Below are 16,853 nucleotides of genomic sequence, written 5' to 3'. Positions count from 1 at the left end.
GAAATGACTCAGGCGCGACCGTGGGGGTCGCGCCTGGTCCTCGATGCCTGGTTCCGCGGTGCCGGTCAGTCAGTCCTCGGAGTCGTCCAGGTCGCGACGATGGACTTTCATCCACGCCTCGACATCCTCGGTCGCCCACACCTTGCCCTGCGCCAGGTCGGCGAGCGGCTTCGGGAAGTCGGCACGGCTGGTGATCTGGTATGCCCGCTGACGACTGACCCCGCCCAGGCGGATGCGAATCTCGTGCGCGCCCATGAGCCGGATCGGTTTCACTGCCACATGATCGACCGTAGGCGTGAGACTATTAGTCAATCGCAAAGTTGATAGGAGACATCTAGTCACTAGTCATCTATGCTGTCCCCATGACTAGGCGACGCGTGACAATAGAGCCGGTCCCCATCGTTCCTGCACACCGGCGTGACTGGCGAAAGCTTTGGCGACGATGCAGTTGCGGCCTGCCCGCTCCCTGCGTCGATCGACGGCTCACCGCCATGACGACTCGCCCCCTCCCCACGTCCGACCGTCCACAACGGCCGGGCGACAACGATCACGGCGGCGTGGGTCCGCCGGCCACGCACGGGGTGGCCGGCGGCCGCCCGAGCATGGCCAACCGCCATGTGACCTACCCCCGCTGGTGATCGTCGGCCCGGCCGCCGATCCCCCTCGTTGAGACGGCCGGGCCGATCGCGTGCCGCACGACGCCTAGTCATGCCGAGTGGTCCGGTCGCCCGGAGCAGCCAGTCCTGCTGGGCGGCGCCCTTCGTTCGGGGCGGCCCGGGGTTTGCGAACGGCCCAGTTCTTTCCGACGGTCTGGCCTTTCCTCACGGCTCGCCATTCCTAATGGTCTGGCCTTTTGCGAACGGTCTGGCCTTTGCGAACGGTCTGGCCTTTGCGAACGGTCTGGCCTTTGCGAACGGTCTGGCCTTTGCGAACGGTCTGGCCTTTTGCGAACGGATCGGCATTTGCGAACGCCGGCCTTTTGCGAACGGATCGGCCCCTGTGAACGGATCGGCATTTGCGAACGGATCGGCATTTGCGAACAGATAGGACTTGCAAACAGATCGGCCCTTCCGAACGGCCCCGCCCTTGCGAACGGTTCGGCCCTTTCGGAGCAGCCAGCCCCTGCCGAGCGACACGGCCTTGCCAAGCAGCCGCTCTTGCTCGAGAGCGGGGCCCTTGCGCGACAGCCCGTTCTTGCTCGACAGCCCGTTCTTGCTCGGCGGCCCGTTCTTGCTCGGCGGCCCGCTCTTCCCCGACAGCGGGGTCCTTGCTCGACAGCGCGGCCCTTGCCGGACGGCGCGACCTGCCGGGCAGCGCGGTCTTGTCGGAGGGCGCGGCGCTCGCTGGATGGTCCAGTCGCCCGGAGGGGCCAGGTCCACCCGCGTGGCCGGGGCCGGCCGCTCGGGACATCCCGATGAAGCGTGGCGAAAGGAGCCTATTTGATTCGACTGATGTCTAGGTGAGCTGCGTATCCGGGCTCCGCCGGACGATGTGGTCCGGCGGAGCGGCAGCGCGAGTCCCGATAGGGAGGCAGCGACCGGACTCCTGAGCGGATGGCCCCAGCCGCTGGACGGGTTCGCGTCGCGTACGAGAAAGGGCACCGAATTGGCCCGGGCCGACGGGCTTGTGGGGGACAACTTGACGGCGGTGCAGGACGCGGAACACCTTTACGATCGTCCTTCGTGGGATTGCCGGACGTGCGGCGATTCCTGGCCGTGCGCGAACGCCAAAGCCAGCCTGGCCGCGGAGTTCCAAGGGTTTCCGTCCGTGCTGGCGATCTACCTGACGGCGCAGATGCACGACGCCCTCATCGACCTGACCGTAAACGGCGCTGCAGCGCCATCTGACCTGTACGAGCGGTTCCTCGCCTGGATAAGCCGCTGACGCGAACATCCCCACCAGGCGGGACCCATTGCCGATGAGCCGTCCGAAAGATGAGCTCCTCCGATGCCACACCCCGATCGGGCCGGCGCCGCAAGCGCCCTGCGAATCGCCGGCCCGACGCGGCGCCTTCGTCCCCCTGGCGAAGGCGCCGCACCACCGCGACCCGGCAACAGCCGTGGAAGCCGACCCGCACCGCAGCGGACCGCCCTTACCGCACCTCCCGGGGCGCCAACACAGCCGCGGCACCCCGCCGTCGCAGCCATCAGCTCTCGCAGCACCGAGAGCCGGCACCGAGAGCCGGCACCGAGAGCCGCAGGACTACCAATGCGACCCGGCCGTCGCAGCCACAGAGCCCTCGCAGCAACAGGCCTCGCACCACAAGCCGCGCAGCCACCAACGCCACCCGGCCGCCGCAGCACCGAAGCCCCCGCACTCACAAGACCACCAACGCCACCCGGCCGTCGTAGCACCGAACCCTGCACCGACAAGCCGCGCAGCCACCAATGCGCCCAGCCACCCATGCGCCCAGCCACCAATGCGCCCAGCCACCCATGCGCCCAGCCACCCATGCGCCCAGCCACCCATCCAAGCCCTTGCCGCCCACCAAAATCGCGCAGCGACCAAGCCCTGCAGCTCCGATCCAGCCAGTCACTCGAGCTCATGTAGTGCGCCACGCCACCCAGCCACCTGAGCCCGCACCCCATCAAGCCGCCGACACCAAGCCCTGCAACATCGAGCCGATGCAGCACGAAACCCGGCAATGTCCAACCCGGCGACTCATCTGGCCGCACGGTCACTCCGGCTCGGTGGTCCGCCGCCCGACTACCAACCGGTCATCGGCAGCGGCCCGGCGGCGTCACCGACCCGTGTCCGTCCAGGCTCGATCGCCAATCACGTAGGTCATGCGGCCGGGACCTCTCCGCGGCTCAGCGCAACTGGAGGCGGGCCCGCAGCAACGACATTCAAGACAATCGCCGCCGGCCCTACCTCGCCGAAGAAGTGGCGCGCCGGTCCCTCCACGTTGGAGCGGCCCGGCCGGGCGCAACAGCCGCTCCGGAGGGCGGCCCTCCGGAGCGGAAGAACGGGCGGCGACCAGGCCGCTGGGCGGCCCTTGAGGACCGCCGCCCGCCCTGCCGCCCGATCAAGTCTTGGCCTTCTCAGTGCGGCGGTTACATCATACCGACAGAACGCTGTACGGACAATGCGATGGAGCATCGTGGCCACGTAAAGTGAGTTGCGTGATCGATCCTTCCGCGGACCGTGCGGTGTTCCGCCAGCTGGCCGATCTGCTGCGCAACCAGATCGAGTCGGGCGAGCTCGGCCCAGGGGAAGCGCTGCCCAGCGAGCTCCGCCTCGCGCAGGAATATGGCATCAGCCGCACCACGGTGCGCCAGGCGATCGGACAGCTGCGCACCGAGGGGCTGGTCACCGTCGATCGCCCGCGCGGCACCTTCGTGCGGGTGCCGGAGGCGACGGAACTGGTCACGCTGGGGCGGGGCGAACGGGCGAGCGCCCGCATGCCGACCGACGCCGAGCGACGGAAATATCGGCTCGGTGAGGGCGTGCCGGTGCTGGTCGTGACCGCGGCCGACGGCACCGAGACCGTTCACCCGGCCGACCGTGTGCGGCTCACCCGCCCCTGACCGGCTCATGCCGGAAGGCTACGGCCGGGGTGTGACAAGAACGCTCAGAAGAGGTTGTAGTCGGCGACGGCCAGCGTGAAGCCGTGCTGCGACTTCTCGTCGACGCACCGCAGCGAGACGTTTCCGCTGTCGCACTGGACGTTTCCGGCCCGCAGCGACGAACCGTAGGGCAGGACTTCCGATGCCGTGCCGATGACGGTGTCGCCGGCGCAGACGAAGTCGGCTCTGCCGTTCTCGATGGACATGCCGTGGCCCCAGCCGAGCTCGCAGCTCGCCGGTTTCGGCGGTGGTTCCCAGTCGCGCTTGATGATTTCGCAGCGCACGGCGCCGGTGGTCAGATCGCAGGTGATGTTCTTGGACGGCGACTGGAAGTTCGCCGACGCGACGACGCTCACCACCGGGGACGGGGCTCCTAAACCGGTCCGCGCGCTCGGCGTCGCCGAGGCCGGGACATCGGGCGACGAACCGGGGGAACCGCATCCGGCCAACGCCACCACCAGCATCAGGGCCGCAAGCTTCGGGTTGACCGCCATAGTGAGCGGCAGTCTAGGTGCCCCGGGCAACGCCCGCGACACACCGGGCGGGGGACTTGACCCGGCCGGCCGCAGCGATGACCGTCGACAGCGATGGACACCCGGGAGATGCACGAACGCCTGCCGACGGCGATGCGGCAGGCGGTGGACGACTTCGGCGATCATCTCGCGCGGGTCGACAATCGGTCGGCGCACACCGTACGCGCGTACGTCGGCGACGTCGTCTCGTTGCTCGACCACGCCGCGCGCGCCGGCTGCGCCGGCCCCGACGACCTCGACCTCGGCGTGCTCCGGTCATGGCTGGCCGCACGCCAGAGGACCGGCGCCGCACGTACGTCTCAAGCCCGCCGCGCCGCCGCGGCCCGCACCTTCACCGGGTGGGCCCACCGCACCGGCCGTATCCCGGCCGACCCGGGCGCCCACCTGGCCAGCCCACGCGCCCACCGCGAGCTGCCGACCGTGCTCCGCGCCGACCAGGCCGCCGATCTAGTGACCAGCCCGACCGCTGACAACCGGGCCCGCGACCCGGAGGCGCTGCGCGACCGGGCGGTGCTCGAACTGCTCTATGCCACCGGTGTGCGGGTCAGCGAACTGTGCGGCCTCGACCGAGCCGACGTCGACGAGGCCCGGCGGGTCGTTCGCGTCTTCGGCAAGGGCGCCAAGGAGCGGGCCGTCCCCTACGGCCTTCCCGCTCAGCGTGCCCTCGACGACTGGCTCCGGCACGGCCGCCCCGCGCTGGTCAAGGACGGCAGGAGCGACGCACTCTTCGTCGGCGTCAAGGGCGGCCGCCTCCAGCCGACCGTCGTACGCCGGTTCGTCCGTGACGCCGCGCTCGCCGCCGGGCTGCCGCACACCAGTCCGCACGACCTGCGCCACTCCGCCGCCACCCACCTGCTCGACGGCGGCGCCGACCTGCGCGCCGTACAGGATCTGCTCGGTCATGCCGCGCTGTCGAGCACCCAGATCTATACCCACGTGTCGACCGAGCGCCTCCGCGCCGCCTTCAAACAGGCACACCCCCGCGCCTGACCCCGTACGATCGAAAAGTGCCGCCGCCCGCCGCCTTTCCAGGCGCCCGCCTGCTCTTCTCCATCGATCCCGCGGTGTCCTTTCTGAATCACGGCTCGTTCGGCGCCGTGCCGATCGCCGTGCAGCGCGCCCAGCAACGGATCCGCGACGAGATCGAGTCGAATCCGGTGCGCTTCTACGGCGGCGGCGTGGTCGACCGCATCATCCACACGCGACGTCACCTGGCCGGTTTTCTGGGCGCCGACCCCGAGGGCAGCGCGCTCGTCGCCAACACCACGACCGGCATCTCGCTGGTGCTGCAGTCGGTGCGGCTCGAATCGGCCGACGAGGTGCTGCTGACCGATCACGTCTACGGCGCGGTCGATCTCGCCGTTCGCCGCCACTGCCGCCGGGCCGGCGCGACCGTACGGTCGGTCTCGCTTCCGCTCGGTGCCTCGGACGCCGAGATCGTCTCCCGCGTGCGTGCGGCCTTGCGACCGGGCAAGACGAAGCTGCTGATCGTCGAACATCTGAGCTCGGCGACGGCCAAGCTCTTCCCCGCGTGCGAGGTGGTCGCGGCCGCCCACGAGCACGAGATTCCCGTGCTGGCCGACGCCGCTCACGTGCCCGGGATGCTGCCGGTCGACGTCAGCGCTCTGGGCGCCGATTTCTGGGTCGGCAACCTGCACAAGTGGGCCTTCGCCCCGCGCGGCACGGCACTGCTGGCGGTCGCACCGGCCTGGCGCCGCCGGATCGAGCCGCTGGTCGTCTCGTGGGAGCACGAGCAGGGCTTCCCGCTCTCGGTCGAATATCAGGGGACGATCGATTACACCCCCTGGCTGGCCGCACCGATCGGTCTCTTCACCCTGCGATCGCTGGGCTGGGACGCGGTGCGCAAGCACAACGGGGCGCTGGCCGCCCACGGTCAGCGGGTCGTCGGGGCCGCGCTGGACGTGGACCCGGCCGACCTGCTGGAGCCGGCCGATCCCGAGATCTCGATGCGGGTCGTGCCGCTGCCGGCCGGTCTGGCCACGAATGCGGCCGAGGCGCTGTCGCTTCGTCAATACATCGCCGACAAGCTGGCCACCGAGGCGCAGGTGAGCAGCTGGAACGGCCGCGGCCTGCTGCGGCTGAGTGCCCAGGTCTACAACCGGGCCGACGAATATGACCGGCTCGCCGAGCGCCTGCCGGCCGCGCTGACCGCCTATCAGCGTTGAGGCGACCGGAAGCAGCCGGACGCGGCCCAGGCCGAGCAGGGCCAGCGGGTCGAGATAGAGATCGCCGCGCCGCAGGCCCCAGTGCAGACAGGCGGCCACCGGACACCCCGGATGACCGGGCTCGAGCACGCCGAGCGGACTCCCTGGTCCGACCGCATCACCCGCCGCCACCGACGGTGTCACCGGCTCGTAGGTCGTGCGCAGCCCGTCCGGATGCTGCACGCTGACCACGCCGCGACCGGCCAGCGAGCCGGCGTAGACCACCCGCCCGGCCCCGGCCGCCCGAATCACTGCGCCCGGCGCCGCCGCGAGGTCAACCCCGCGGTGCCCTGGCAGCCATGGTGCGGCCGGTGGATGGAACGCCCGCACCACCCGCGAGGGGACGACAGGCCACCCGTAGGCCGCCCGGAAAGGCGTCACCCACCCCAGAAAGATCAGCAACAACACCAGAACCGGCATGCCGACCAGGCTGCCGATTTCTCCCCGCTCCCGCGACCACCCCTGTGGACAACGCGAGACTGTGGATAACTAGCTGCCGAACCCCGCGTCGTCGGGTAAGGAGATGTCGGGCTTCTCCAGTTCCTCGACGTTGACATCCTTGAAGGTCATCACGCGCACGTTCTTGACGAACCGGGCCGGGCGGTACATGTCCCAGACCCAGGCGTCGTGCATCTCGACCTCGAAATAGACTTCCCCGTCCGAGTTACGCACGTGGAGGTCGACCTGGTTGGCCAGATAGAACCGGCGCTCGGTCTCCACCACGTAGGAAAACTGGCGGACGATGTCGCGGTACTCCCGGTAGAGCTGCAGCTCCATCTCGGTCTCGTACTTCTCGAGATCCTCTGCGCTCATCGCTTCTCGCCCTCCATGGCCTCATCTTCCCCCACCGACGCCGACGGCTGAGGCTGCTCGCCCGACGCCACGCCGACGGTACCCGCAGCTTGGCTCGGAAGCACCGTCGGCACGGGCGAAGATGCGTCGTCGAACAGCGACGGAGCGGGGATCACGGCCGGGCGGCGGGCCCGCGGCGGCCGGTTGCCGCGGCCGGAGACCGCGGCGACGTTCACGTACGAGAACCGGTGCTCGGCGCACGGGCCGCGCCGCAGCAGGGCGGCGCTGTGCTCGTCGGTGATGTAGCCCTTGTGCACCGCGAAACCGTAGCCGGGGAACTGCCCGTCCAGCTCCACCATGATGCGGTCCCGGGTGACCTTCGCGAGCACGCTGGCCGCCGCCACGCACGCGGCGACCCGGTCGCCCTTCCAGACCGCGAGACCGGGCACGCCCAGCCCGTCGACCGGGAAACCGTCGGTCAACACGTACTCCGGCTGGGTCTCGAGCGACGCGAGCGCGCGGCGCATCGCCGCGAGATTGCAGACGTGGAGGCCGCGTGCGTCGACCTCGGTGGCCGGGATGATCATGACGGACCAGGCGAGGGCACGGTCGACGACCTGCGCGTAGACCCGCTCGCGGGCGGCCGGGGTGAGCAGTTTGGAGTCGGCCAGCTCGTCGATCTCGCCGCGCTTGCCCTCGGGGAGGATGGCGGCGGCCGCCACCAGCGGGCCCGCACAGGCTCCCCGGCCGGCCTCGTCGGCGCCGGCCACGTGCCGGAAGCCGCGGCGCTGCAGGGCACGCTCGAGGGCGTAGATGCCGCTCTCGCGGCGGATCACGGTGCGGGTGGGCGCGAGCATCAGAAGCCTCCCTGCCGGCGCAGCAGTGCCGCGATGTCCTCGGGGAAGATCTGCTCGTCGCTGGCCTCGAGCTCGGCCGCCGACCACCATCGGTGCTCGGTGATCGTCTCCTGCTCGTCGGCCTCCATGCCGGCCGTGTCGACCTGCCACTCGGCGACCCGCAGGAGATAGAAATCCTGATCCTGGCGGTAGTCACGGCCGTCGTAGCTGAACTCGGTGACCTGGTGCCAGATCGGCTCGCCCAGGTCGGCCGGCCGGACCCGCAGCCCGGTCTCTTCCAGCAACTCGCGCGCGGCGCCCTGAGCCGGCGTCTCGCCGTCATGCAGCCCGCCGCCGGGGGTGAACCACCAGCGGCGCCCGGGCCGGGCCGGATCGCCGCCGTGGAGCAGCAGCGTGCGCCCGGCCGCGTCGACGAGCAACACCCGGGCGGCGCGGCGGTCGATTACGGTCACCGACCAAGCCTATTGCGCCCGGCGTGGATCTTTCGACCGGCCCAGGGCTATTTGGCGGCCGGCGGATCGGGGATGTCGTCGTAGCCGTCCGGCACCGAGAGCCAGTGGGCCCGGCTGACCGGCCAGAAGATCGTGAAGGCGCGGCCGACCACCGAATCCTCGGGGATCGTCGACTTCTGGATGTCGCCGCCGGTGTCCTTGTAGTTTTCGAGCGAGTCGCCCGACTCCAGGCGGTGGTCACCCATCACCCAGAGGCGACCGGGCGGCACCGTGATTTCGAAGTTGGTGTCGGCGGCCGGCTCCTGGACGCCGTCGGCGTCGCGGTAGATGTACGGCTCGTCGAGCACGTGCCCGTTGATCGACAGACGGTGCTGGGAGTCGCAGCAGGTCACCCGGTCGCCGGGGATGCCGATGATGCGCTTGATGAAGTCCTGGCCCTCGTCGCCGTGCTGCCACAGCGTCGGTGCCTTGAAGACGATGATCTCGCCACGGTGCGGGTCACGGAAGTCGTAGACGAGCTTGTTGACCAGCACACGGTCCCAGATGTTGAGCGTGTGCTCCATCGAGCCGGACGGGATGTAGAACGTCTGCAGCACGAACGCCCGCACGAGGACGGCGACCACAATCGCGACAGTCACCAGGATGGGAAGCTCGCGCCAGAACGAACTGCGGCGGGGCTTCTCGGTCTGCTCGTCAATCACGAGGGGAGCCTACGACGCCGCGTCGCCAACGGCAGTCCGGAACGCGCGGATAACGCGGCACTTAGTAGAAACGGGAGGACGAAAAAGTCAGTGCTCGGGCTGCCACCGCCGGCGCGGAGCGTGTGCTCGGCCGACGCGCTGGGATGGTCGGCGGCGTACGTCTTCCAGACGTCGGGCACGGGCAGGCTGGTGAACCGGCTGCTCGGCCAGACGATGACGAATGCCCGGCCGATCACGTTCTTGATCGGCACAGGCCCCTGACATCGAGCATCCTGCGAGACGGCCCGATGGTCACCCATGACAAACATCTCACCCGCAGGGATGGTCACTTCCGTGAACCGCCGGCTCGTGCATTGGGACGGATTGGGCGGCTGATTGAGATCCGAGTTGTATCCGTCGGCGATATAGGGCTCGTCGATGCCGACCCCGTTGACCGTGATTCGACCTTTGTCGTCACAGCAGGCGACTTTGTCGCCCGGCAGGGCGATCACCCGCTTGATGAAGTCACGTTCACCCGGGCGGCTTACCCCGACGAGATCGCCGACGGTGCGTCCGAGCTTGGCCGCGAAGCTGTTGCTGATCGGCTCGCTGACCTCGGGCGCCCAGTTGTCGGTGCCCCGGAACACCAGGACCTCGCCCCGCACCGGGTCGCGCACGTCATAGACGACCTTGTTGACCAGAACCCGATCGCCGACCAGCAGCGTCTTCTCCATCGACTTGCTGGGGATGTAGAAGGCCTGCACCAGGAACGTACGGATCAGCACGGCCAGGCAGAACGCCACCACCAGCAGCAGCGGCAACTCCTGCCAGAGCGGCATTTCCTTGCGGCGGATCAACGATCGCCGCCGCTCGGAAGGTCGATAGCCTTGCATCGGTTCCACGCTTCACATCTCCCGCCGCCGACCGGCCGAACCGCCCCGGATACAGCACTACCGCCCGAGTATCCCCTCGCGAGGTCTTACGGGCGGTAGTGCTGGAAGGGTTCACACTGATCCCATCCGGCATTCGGGCAAGCATAGTTCGCCCATGCCGGATCGATGTGGATCAGACGGGCTGCTTCTCCCGAAGCTCCTTGATCTTGGCCTTCTTGCCACGGAGCTCACGAAGGTAGTAGAGCTTGGCGCGGCGCACGTCACCACGGCTCACGATCTCGAGCCGGTCGATCTGCGGGCTGTGGAGCGGGTAGGTCCGCTCGACGCCGACGCCGAAACTGATCTTCCGGACCTTGAAGGTCTCCCGGAGGCCGGCGCCGTGCCGTGCGATCACCACGCCCTGGAAGACCTGGACGCGGGAACGGTTACCTTCCACGACCCGGGCGTGCACCTTGACGGTGTCGCCGGCCCGGAAATCGGGAATGTCGGTGCGCTGCGACTGGGCGTCGAGAGCGTCCAGCGTGTTCATCGCTGCATCCTCGGTGCTAATGCACACCAGGTGTTTGGTGTGCCGGCGGTCATTCTGATCTCCCACTGGTCCTGAAGATCCTCGTTTTCCCTCGCGGCGCGGGGGAAAGCGGCAACCTCACTACTCTGCCACACCCGACCCCGGGATCCGAAATCCGGCCTCGTCGATCGCCGCGCGATCGCGCTTGTCCAACCGCTCGGGAGGATAGGCCGCGAAAAGATCGGGCCGGCGCGACGCCGTGCGCAACAACGATTCCGTACGCCGCCAGCGCGCGATCCGCCCGTGATCACCGGACCGGAGCACCTCCGGCACCTCACGACCGCGCCACGAGGCCGGCTTGGTGTACATCGGGGCCTCGAGCAGACCGGCCGCGTGCGACTCCTCGGTCAGCGACTCGGAGTTGCCCAGCACCCCGGGCAGCAGCCGGGTGACCGCCTCCAGGATCACCAGCACCGCGACCTCGCCACCGAACAGCACGTAGTCGCCGAGTGAGACCTCGCGTACGGGCATCCGGTCGGCGGCGTCGTCGATCACCCGCTGGTCGATGCCCTCGTAGCGGCCGCAGGCGAAGATCAGGTGGTCGATCGCCGCCAGTTCGTGGGCGTCGGCCTGGGTGAACGGCTTACCGACCGGGGACGGCACGACCAGGGTGCCCGGGCCGACCGCGTCCAGCGCCTGCGACCACGGCTCGGGGCGCATCACCATGCCGGGGCCACCGCCGTACGGGCTGTCGTCGACCGTGCGGTGCACGTCGCTGGTCCAGGTGCGCAGGTCGTGCACGGCCAGGTCGAGGGCGCCCGTGGTGCGCGCCTTGCCGATCAGCGAGAGGTCGAGCGGCGCGAAGTAGTCGGGGAAGATCGAGATGACGTCGACACGCATGGTCAGAGATCCAGCAGTCCCTCGGGCAGATCGACCTGGATGCGGCCGCCGCGCAGGTCGACGGTCGGGACGATCTGACTGACGAACGGGATCAGCGCGACGCCGCCGGTCGCCTTCTTGAGGACGATCAGATCGGACGACGGCGCGTGGTCGATGCGGTCGACCGTGCCGAGCGCGGAGCCGTCCAGCGACTCGACGCGCAGACCGATCAGCTGATGGTCGTGGAACTCGTCCGGGTCGTCCGGCGGGGCCAGCTCCGCGCTGTCGACCTGCAACAGGACGCCGCGCAGCGCCTCGGCGACATTGCGGTCGTGGGCGCCCTCGAAACCGATGATGGCGCGACCCTGATGCCAGCGGATCGACTCGACGACCAGCTGGGCGGGAACCTGATAGGGCACACCCGGGGCGGAAGTGGCCGTCGCCGACCCGGTGCTCACCCGGCGGTCCCGCGGGACCTCCGTGGTGAACACCGAACCGGCGACGAAACGCTCCTCGGGCTCGTCGGTGCGCACGGCGACCGAGACTTCGCCCCGGACCCCGTGCGGCTTACCGATCTGGCCTACTACGAGCAGCATCGATCAGTACGCGTCGACGATGTCGACGCGGATGCCGCGCCCACCGATCGACCCGATGACCTGCCGCAGGGCCTTGGCCGTACGCCCGCCGCGCCCGATGACCGTTCCCAGGTCCTCCGGGTGCACACGGACCTCGAGCCGCTTGCCGCGGCGCGAGTCGACCAGCCGTACCCGGACGTCGTCCGGGTTGTCGACGATGCCCTTGACGAGGTGCTCCAGCGCCGGCCGGAGCGCCCCGTCAGCTCGCGTCGGCGCCGGCACCGGACGTTCCCTCTGCGTTGGCAGCACCGGCACCGGCCGGGTCCTCCGCGGTTTCGGCCACGGCCTCGCGGTTGGGCTCGGCCCGCTCCACGACCTTGGTCTGCTCCGGCTTGGCCGCGGCGGCCTCCGGGGCGGCAGCGGACTTCTTGGCGGTCTTGGCCGGCTTGGTGGTGGGCTCGGCGACGCCGGCGGCGGCCTTGGCCTCCGCCTCGTAGACCTCGATGCGGCTCTTCTTGGGCTCGGCCACGAGCAGCGGCGGCGGGGCCGGCAGGCCCTTGAACTGCTGCCAGTCGCCGGTCTTCTCCAGGATGCGCTGGACGGCCTCGCTCGGCTGTGCGCCGACGGAGAGCCAGTACTGCACGCGCTCGGACTTCACCTGGATGACCGAAGGGTGTTCCTTCGGCTGGTAGATGCCGACGTACTCGATGGCGCGGCCGTCGCGCTTGGTGCGCGAGTCGGCGACGACGATGCGGTACTGCGGGTTGCGGATCTTGCCCATCCGCAGAAGCCGGATCTTAACGGCCACGGTTCTCTTCGCTCCTGATGACTGCGTGGGTCGAGCCGTTCGGACCCCACGTGGGGTTGTGGGACCGAAGCCTCATGGACTGGCCGCGCGTCGAGGGGTTAGAGGGCGCCTCGCGCGAGCCGGATACCAGTCGTTCATTCTGCCAGATGAAGGGGGTCGGCTCCCAATCGGGCGGCAGGTCCCGGTGAAAAGCGGCAAATCACGCCCGGCGGACCATCACCGGGCGGTCCCAGCCGGGCGGCAACTCGGTCGGGACGGGCCAGGACGGATCCGGGCGGAAGTCGGTCCAGGTGCCGTCGAACGGGAACTCCCCCGCCTCGATCTCCTTGATCACCTTGCGTCCCTCGGCCCACACGGCGGCCTCGTCGGGCACCCAGTAGTGCTCGGGGAAGCCCAGGCGCTCGGCGAACTCGTCCTCGTCCTTCCACTCCCAGCGCCGGTCCGGGGTGACGACGATGTCGAGGTCCTGGTCGATCACGTCGATGCCGATGACATCGCCGTCGTCCCAGCGGACCGCGCTCTCCTCGAGGTTGACGTAGTAGTTGGTGAAGTCGCCCTCGTCGGTGCGGAAGAACCAGACCGAATGGTCGGCGCCGGCCGGGAAGAAACGCAGCACCCCCGGCCCCTGCCAGGTGGAGATTTGCGGCTGCTTGGCCGCCGCCGCCCACTCGGGAAACGGCATGTCGCGCGGGCCGCGATCGTCCAGCGTCCGCTCGACCGCCAGGACCGAGCCGCGGGCCAGCCAGACGAGAAGCCCGCGGTCGTCGTCGGAAATCACCCGCGTGGGGTGCACGAACGCGATCCGGCCGCAGTGGGTGTCACGGTGAAGCAGGAGCCGGCCCGGTGCAAACGTCACGATCAGTAGGAACGAGCCAGTACGGCGATCAGGTTCGGCTCGTCGTCCGAGTCGGGCATCGTGCCGTCCTCGCGGGTCAGGCAGCGGACGGTGACGGCCTTGCCGTTCGCCTCCTTCTCGCCCGACTCGCCGACCGCCGACCACGGCACCCGGGCCCAGCCGGTCTGCGCCGCCTCGATCGCGTCGCCCAGCGTCTTGACGTCGACCGTCCGCTCCTCGCGGAAGGCCAGCGCGTCGTCGAAGAGGCGCTGCTGGTCGGCCTTGAGCGCGGCGACCACGTCGTCGACCACGTCGTCGAGCGCGGCCGGCGCCTTCGTGCCGTCGACCCGGCGGGCCACCACCACGTTGCCGGTCGCCAGGTCGCGCGGCCCGACCTCGATGCGAATCGGGATGCCCTGGAGTTCGGCGTCGACGGCCCGCCGGCCGAACGGGATGTCTGCGCGGTCGTCGAGCTTCACGCGTACGCCCGCGGCCTTGAGCGAATCGCGCAGCTTGGCCGCCGCCTCGACGACGCCCTCGCCCGCCTTCACCACCATGACCTGCACCTGGATCGGCGCGAGCCGCGGCGGCAGCCGCAGGCCGTTGTCGTCGCCGTGCACCATGATCAGGCCGCCGACCATGCGGGTCGACGTGCCCCACGAGGTGGTCCAGGCGTGCTCGACCGTGCCGGCCGCCGACGAGTACGTGATGTCGAACGCCTTGGCGAAGTTTTGCCCCAGCTCGTGCGACGTGCCCATCTGGAGCGCCTTGGTGTCGCCCATCATGGCCTCGACGGTCATGGTGTTGGTGGCACCGGCGAACCGCTCGCCCTTGGTCTTGCGGCCGGGCACCACCGGGATGGCCAGGATCTCCTCGATGAACGCCTGGTAGACGTTCTTGTGGATGTCGCGGGCGTGCTCGCGGGCGTCGGCCTCGGAGGCGTGGGCGGTGTGCCCCTCCTGCCAGAGGAACTCGGTGGTGCGCAGGAACGTGCGCGGCCGCAGCTCCCACCGCACGACGTTGGCCCACTGGTTGAGCAGCAGCGGCAGGTCACGGTAGGAGTCGACCCACTTGGCCATGAACTCGCCGATCACGGTCTCGCTCGTGGGGCGGACGACCAGCGGCTCGGCCAGCTGCTTGCCGCCGGCGTGGGTGACCACGGCCAGCTCGGGCGAGAAGCCCTCGACGTGGTTGGCCTCGCGGCGCAGGTAGCTCTCGGGGATGAACAGCGGGAAGTACGCGTTCTGCACGCCCGCCTCTTTGATGCGGGCGTCCATGTCGGCCTGCATGCGCTCCCAGATGGCATAACCGACCGGCCGGATCACCATCGTGCCGCGCACCGGGCCGTTGTCGGCCAGCTGCGCCTTGGCGATGACGTCCTGGTACCAGCGGGGGAAGTCTTCCGCACGTTCAGTGAGCACACGAGCCATGAGACGGCATCCTAGTCGGACCGCCCTGCAACCCACCGGGAGGGCATCGCGTCTCTCTTGGAGACGGGCGGGGCGGGCGTCACTTGACCACCCGGCCGCGCAGCACGATGCGGCTCGGGTGCCGGGTGACGGCCAGGGTGCGGCGCGGGTCCTCCGGGTAGACGACCAGGTCGGCCAGGCCGCCCTCGACCAGGCCGGGGAAACCCAGCCACTCCCGGGCCTTCCAGGAGGCGCCGGCCAGGATGTCGGCCGCGGGCAGCCCGGCCTCCTCCATGATCAGCATCTCCTCGGCCACCAGCCCGTGCCGGATGCCGCCACCGGCGTCGGTGCCGATGTAGATCGGGACGCCGGCCTCGTGGGCGGCCCGCACCACCTCCGGAAACCGGTCCCGCAGAGCGATCATGTGGTCGGCGTACCCGGCGAACTTCGCGCGCGCTTGCTCGGCGATCCCGCCGAACGTCCGAATGTTGATCATCGTGGGCACCAGCGCGGTCCCCCGCCGGGCCATCTCGTCGATCAGGTCGAGGGAGAGCCCGGTGCCGTGCTCGACCGAGTCGACCCCGGCCCGCACCATGACGTCGACGCCCTCCTCGGAGAACGTGTGCACGGCCGCCCGGGCACCGGCGGCGTGCGCGGCCTCGACCGCCGCGGCCATGGTCGCCGCATCCCACGACGGCGCCAGATCGCCCACCCCGCGGTCGATCCAGTCGCCGACCAGCTTGACCCAGCCGTTCCCGGCCTTCGCCTGTTCGGTCACGGTCGCCGCGACGTCGGCCGCGGCCACCTCGATGCCGACGTCACGCAGGTAGCGCCGGGGCGCGGCCACGTGCCGGCCCGCGCGGGCGAGGCGAGGCACGCCGGGTTCGTCCTCAAGTTCCGGGTACGGGTAAGGCGAGCCGGCATCGCGCAGCGCGAGCACCCCCGCGTCCCGATCGGTCGCCGCCAGCTCCCGCGCCTGGTCGAGCCCGGTGATCGGCGTAGCCCCGTACGCGATCCCGAGGTGACAGTGCGCATCAACCAGCCCCGGCACCACGAACCCACCGTCACTGACCGTCTCGGCCCCGGCGACCGGCTCGAACGTGACCCGGTCCCCCACCAGCCACAGATCGCGAACGTCCCCTTCGGGCAGCACCGCCCCACGCACATGCAACGCCATGCGTAAGTCCTACCCGATCACCGCATCACACGTCAGCCGACGCCGCCGCCCGAAGCCGGTCCCGCTTCCGCGTCCACGCCGGCAGATCGAGCGTCACCTTCCACGGCTCCTCCAGCGTGACGAGCTCATCGGTCTGGAGCTGCGGGCGATATCGCCCGTCGGAGCCGAGCCGGAAGACGGTCAGCGTGATCCGCATCGCGAGCGGGTCGACGATCCAGTAAGCCGGGATCCCCAGCTCCGCGTACCACTTCAGCTTTTGCCGGCGGTCGGTGAATCGGGACGACTCGGAAACGATCTCGACCACCAACGGCACGTCGGACGGCAGGACCGGTGACCGGCCGGCCCCCTTCTCATGAAGAAGCAGGACGTCGGGACGGAACTCGTTGCGTCGGTTCTTGAGGAGGGCCTGCTCGACGTTGACGACGAAGTCGTCCGGGCAGTTTTCCTCGATGGCGTTGGCGACCCTCATCTCGAGGACCTGGTGGATAGGGAGTCCGACGGGGGTCAAGATCAGCCTTCCCTCGATCAACTCATAACGAAGATCGTCGGGAAGGTCCACCAGGTCGTCGACGGTCAGGTCGTCCCGCTCCAGCAGGTGCGGGTCGACCGGGAGCATCACAGCGGTCATCGATTCCTCCTCGATGCGATCACCGCCCATGCTACT

The 16,853-nt window shown here is 69.6% G+C and carries 20 protein-coding genes and 1 pseudogene; 4 read left to right on the top strand and 17 right to left on the bottom strand.

Features of this window, described 5'->3' with window-relative positions; translation table 11 throughout:
• Positions 1-69: 69 nt before the first annotated feature.
• Positions 70-255, bottom strand: a complete 186-nt coding sequence (locus ACIA5C_RS15105; protein ID WP_396055607.1) for a DNA-binding protein — start codon at positions 253-255, stop codon at positions 70-72.
• 1,383 nt (positions 256-1,638) lie between these two features.
• Here ACIA5C_RS15105 and ACIA5C_RS15100 point away from each other — a divergent pair.
• Together ACIA5C_RS15100 and ACIA5C_RS15095 are read left to right on the top strand one after the other, a co-directional pair.
• Positions 1,639-1,884 (top strand): hypothetical protein, encoded by a 246-nt coding sequence (locus tag ACIA5C_RS15100; protein ID WP_396054719.1) that lies wholly within the window; start codon positions 1,639-1,641, stop codon positions 1,882-1,884.
• A 1,238-nt stretch (positions 1,885-3,122) separates the two neighbouring features.
• A complete protein-coding gene (locus ACIA5C_RS15095; protein WP_396054717.1) occupies positions 3,123-3,527 on the top strand; it encodes a winged helix-turn-helix domain-containing protein in 405 nt (134 codons plus the stop codon).
• A gap of 44 nt (positions 3,528-3,571) precedes the next feature.
• Here ACIA5C_RS15095 and ACIA5C_RS15090 read toward each other — a convergent pair whose 3' ends face one another.
• Positions 3,572-4,060 carry a DUF6636 domain-containing protein gene (locus tag ACIA5C_RS15090; RefSeq protein ID WP_396054715.1) on the bottom strand — a complete coding sequence of 163 codons (489 nt, stop codon included), beginning with the start codon at positions 4,058-4,060 and terminating at the stop codon, positions 3,572-3,574.
• Between the two features lie 93 nt (positions 4,061-4,153).
• Between ACIA5C_RS15090 and ACIA5C_RS15085 the strand changes: the two genes are divergently transcribed.
• Together ACIA5C_RS15085 and ACIA5C_RS15080 are read left to right on the top strand one after the other, a co-directional pair.
• On the top strand, positions 4,154-5,089 hold the full coding sequence (locus ACIA5C_RS15085) for a tyrosine recombinase XerC (protein WP_396054713.1): 936 nt from the start codon (positions 4,154-4,156) through the stop codon (positions 5,087-5,089).
• Between the two features lie 17 nt (positions 5,090-5,106).
• Positions 5,107-6,285, top strand: a complete 1,179-nt coding sequence (locus ACIA5C_RS15080; protein ID WP_396054711.1) for an aminotransferase class V-fold PLP-dependent enzyme — start codon at positions 5,107-5,109, stop codon at positions 6,283-6,285.
• Positions 6,286-6,390: 105 nt separating this feature from the next.
• On the opposite strand, the pseudogene ACIA5C_RS15075 reads toward ACIA5C_RS15080, so the two are convergent.
• The 15 genes and pseudogenes from ACIA5C_RS15075 to ACIA5C_RS15005 form a co-directional block, all read right to left on the bottom strand.
• Positions 6,391-6,744: pseudogene (locus ACIA5C_RS15075) on the bottom strand (murein hydrolase activator EnvC family protein); the annotation flags it as partial.
• Between the two features lie 69 nt (positions 6,745-6,813).
• Entirely contained in the window at positions 6,814-7,137 is a 324-nt protein-coding gene (locus ACIA5C_RS15070; protein ID WP_020517955.1) for a DUF2469 domain-containing protein, read from the bottom strand.
• A complete protein-coding gene (locus tag ACIA5C_RS15065) occupies positions 7,134-7,973 on the bottom strand; it encodes a ribonuclease HII (protein ID WP_396054709.1) in 840 nt (279 codons plus the stop codon). Before ACIA5C_RS15065 ends, ACIA5C_RS15070 begins: the two co-directional genes overlap by 4 nt.
• Positions 7,973-8,425 carry an NUDIX hydrolase gene (locus ACIA5C_RS15060; protein ID WP_396054707.1) on the bottom strand — a complete coding sequence of 151 codons (453 nt, stop codon included), beginning with the start codon at positions 8,423-8,425 and terminating at the stop codon, positions 7,973-7,975. The genes ACIA5C_RS15065 and ACIA5C_RS15060 overlap by 1 nt, the downstream gene beginning before the upstream one ends.
• A 47-nt stretch (positions 8,426-8,472) precedes the next feature.
• Positions 8,473-9,126, bottom strand: coding sequence for a signal peptidase I (gene lepB, locus ACIA5C_RS15055; protein ID WP_396054705.1), 654 nt, complete (start codon positions 9,124-9,126; stop codon positions 8,473-8,475).
• Complete coding sequence (gene lepB / locus ACIA5C_RS15050) at positions 9,123-9,998, bottom strand: signal peptidase I (protein WP_396055605.1); 876 nt, start codon at positions 9,996-9,998, stop codon at positions 9,123-9,125. Before lepB (ACIA5C_RS15050) ends, lepB (ACIA5C_RS15055) begins: the two co-directional genes overlap by 4 nt.
• Before the next feature lie 172 nt (positions 9,999-10,170).
• The gene (gene rplS / locus ACIA5C_RS15045; RefSeq protein ID WP_396054703.1) at positions 10,171-10,527 is read right to left on the bottom strand and encodes a 50S ribosomal protein L19; all 357 of its coding nucleotides are present in this window, start codon (positions 10,525-10,527) and stop codon (positions 10,171-10,173) included.
• A gap of 120 nt (positions 10,528-10,647) precedes the next feature.
• Positions 10,648-11,406, bottom strand: a complete 759-nt coding sequence (gene trmD, locus ACIA5C_RS15040; protein WP_396054701.1) for a tRNA (guanosine(37)-N1)-methyltransferase TrmD — start codon at positions 11,404-11,406, stop codon at positions 10,648-10,650.
• A 2-nt stretch (positions 11,407-11,408) separates the two neighbouring features.
• Entirely contained in the window at positions 11,409-11,978 is a 570-nt protein-coding gene (rimM, locus tag ACIA5C_RS15035) for a ribosome maturation factor RimM (RefSeq protein ID WP_396055603.1), read from the bottom strand.
• Between the two features lie 6 nt (positions 11,979-11,984).
• On the bottom strand, positions 11,985-12,242 hold the full coding sequence (locus ACIA5C_RS15030) for an RNA-binding protein (protein WP_014447131.1): 258 nt from the start codon (positions 12,240-12,242) through the stop codon (positions 11,985-11,987).
• Positions 12,220-12,768 (bottom strand): 30S ribosomal protein S16, encoded by a 549-nt coding sequence (gene rpsP, locus ACIA5C_RS15025; RefSeq protein WP_396054699.1) that lies wholly within the window; start codon positions 12,766-12,768, stop codon positions 12,220-12,222. The genes ACIA5C_RS15030 and rpsP overlap by 23 nt, the downstream gene beginning before the upstream one ends.
• A 199-nt stretch (positions 12,769-12,967) precedes the next feature.
• A complete protein-coding gene (locus ACIA5C_RS15020) occupies positions 12,968-13,624 on the bottom strand; it encodes a DUF402 domain-containing protein (protein WP_396054697.1) in 657 nt (218 codons plus the stop codon).
• 2 nt (positions 13,625-13,626) lie between these two features.
• Positions 13,627-15,033, bottom strand: a complete 1,407-nt coding sequence (gene proS / locus ACIA5C_RS15015; RefSeq protein WP_396054695.1) for a proline--tRNA ligase — start codon at positions 15,031-15,033, stop codon at positions 13,627-13,629.
• A 79-nt stretch (positions 15,034-15,112) separates the two neighbouring features.
• Positions 15,113-16,189, bottom strand: coding sequence for an amidohydrolase family protein (locus ACIA5C_RS15010; RefSeq protein ID WP_396054693.1), 1,077 nt, complete (start codon positions 16,187-16,189; stop codon positions 15,113-15,115).
• 25 nt (positions 16,190-16,214) lie between these two features.
• On the bottom strand, positions 16,215-16,817 hold the full coding sequence (locus tag ACIA5C_RS15005) for a Uma2 family endonuclease (protein WP_396054691.1): 603 nt from the start codon (positions 16,815-16,817) through the stop codon (positions 16,215-16,217).
• Between the last annotated feature and the right edge of the window lie 36 nt (positions 16,818-16,853).

It is taken from the genome of Actinoplanes sp. NPDC051343, from assembly GCF_044455125.1.
Taxonomy (GTDB): domain Bacteria; phylum Actinomycetota; class Actinomycetes; order Mycobacteriales; family Micromonosporaceae; genus Actinoplanes.
Note: the sequence above shows the minus strand (reverse complement) of the source record. Positions and strands in the feature narration are given on the sequence as shown.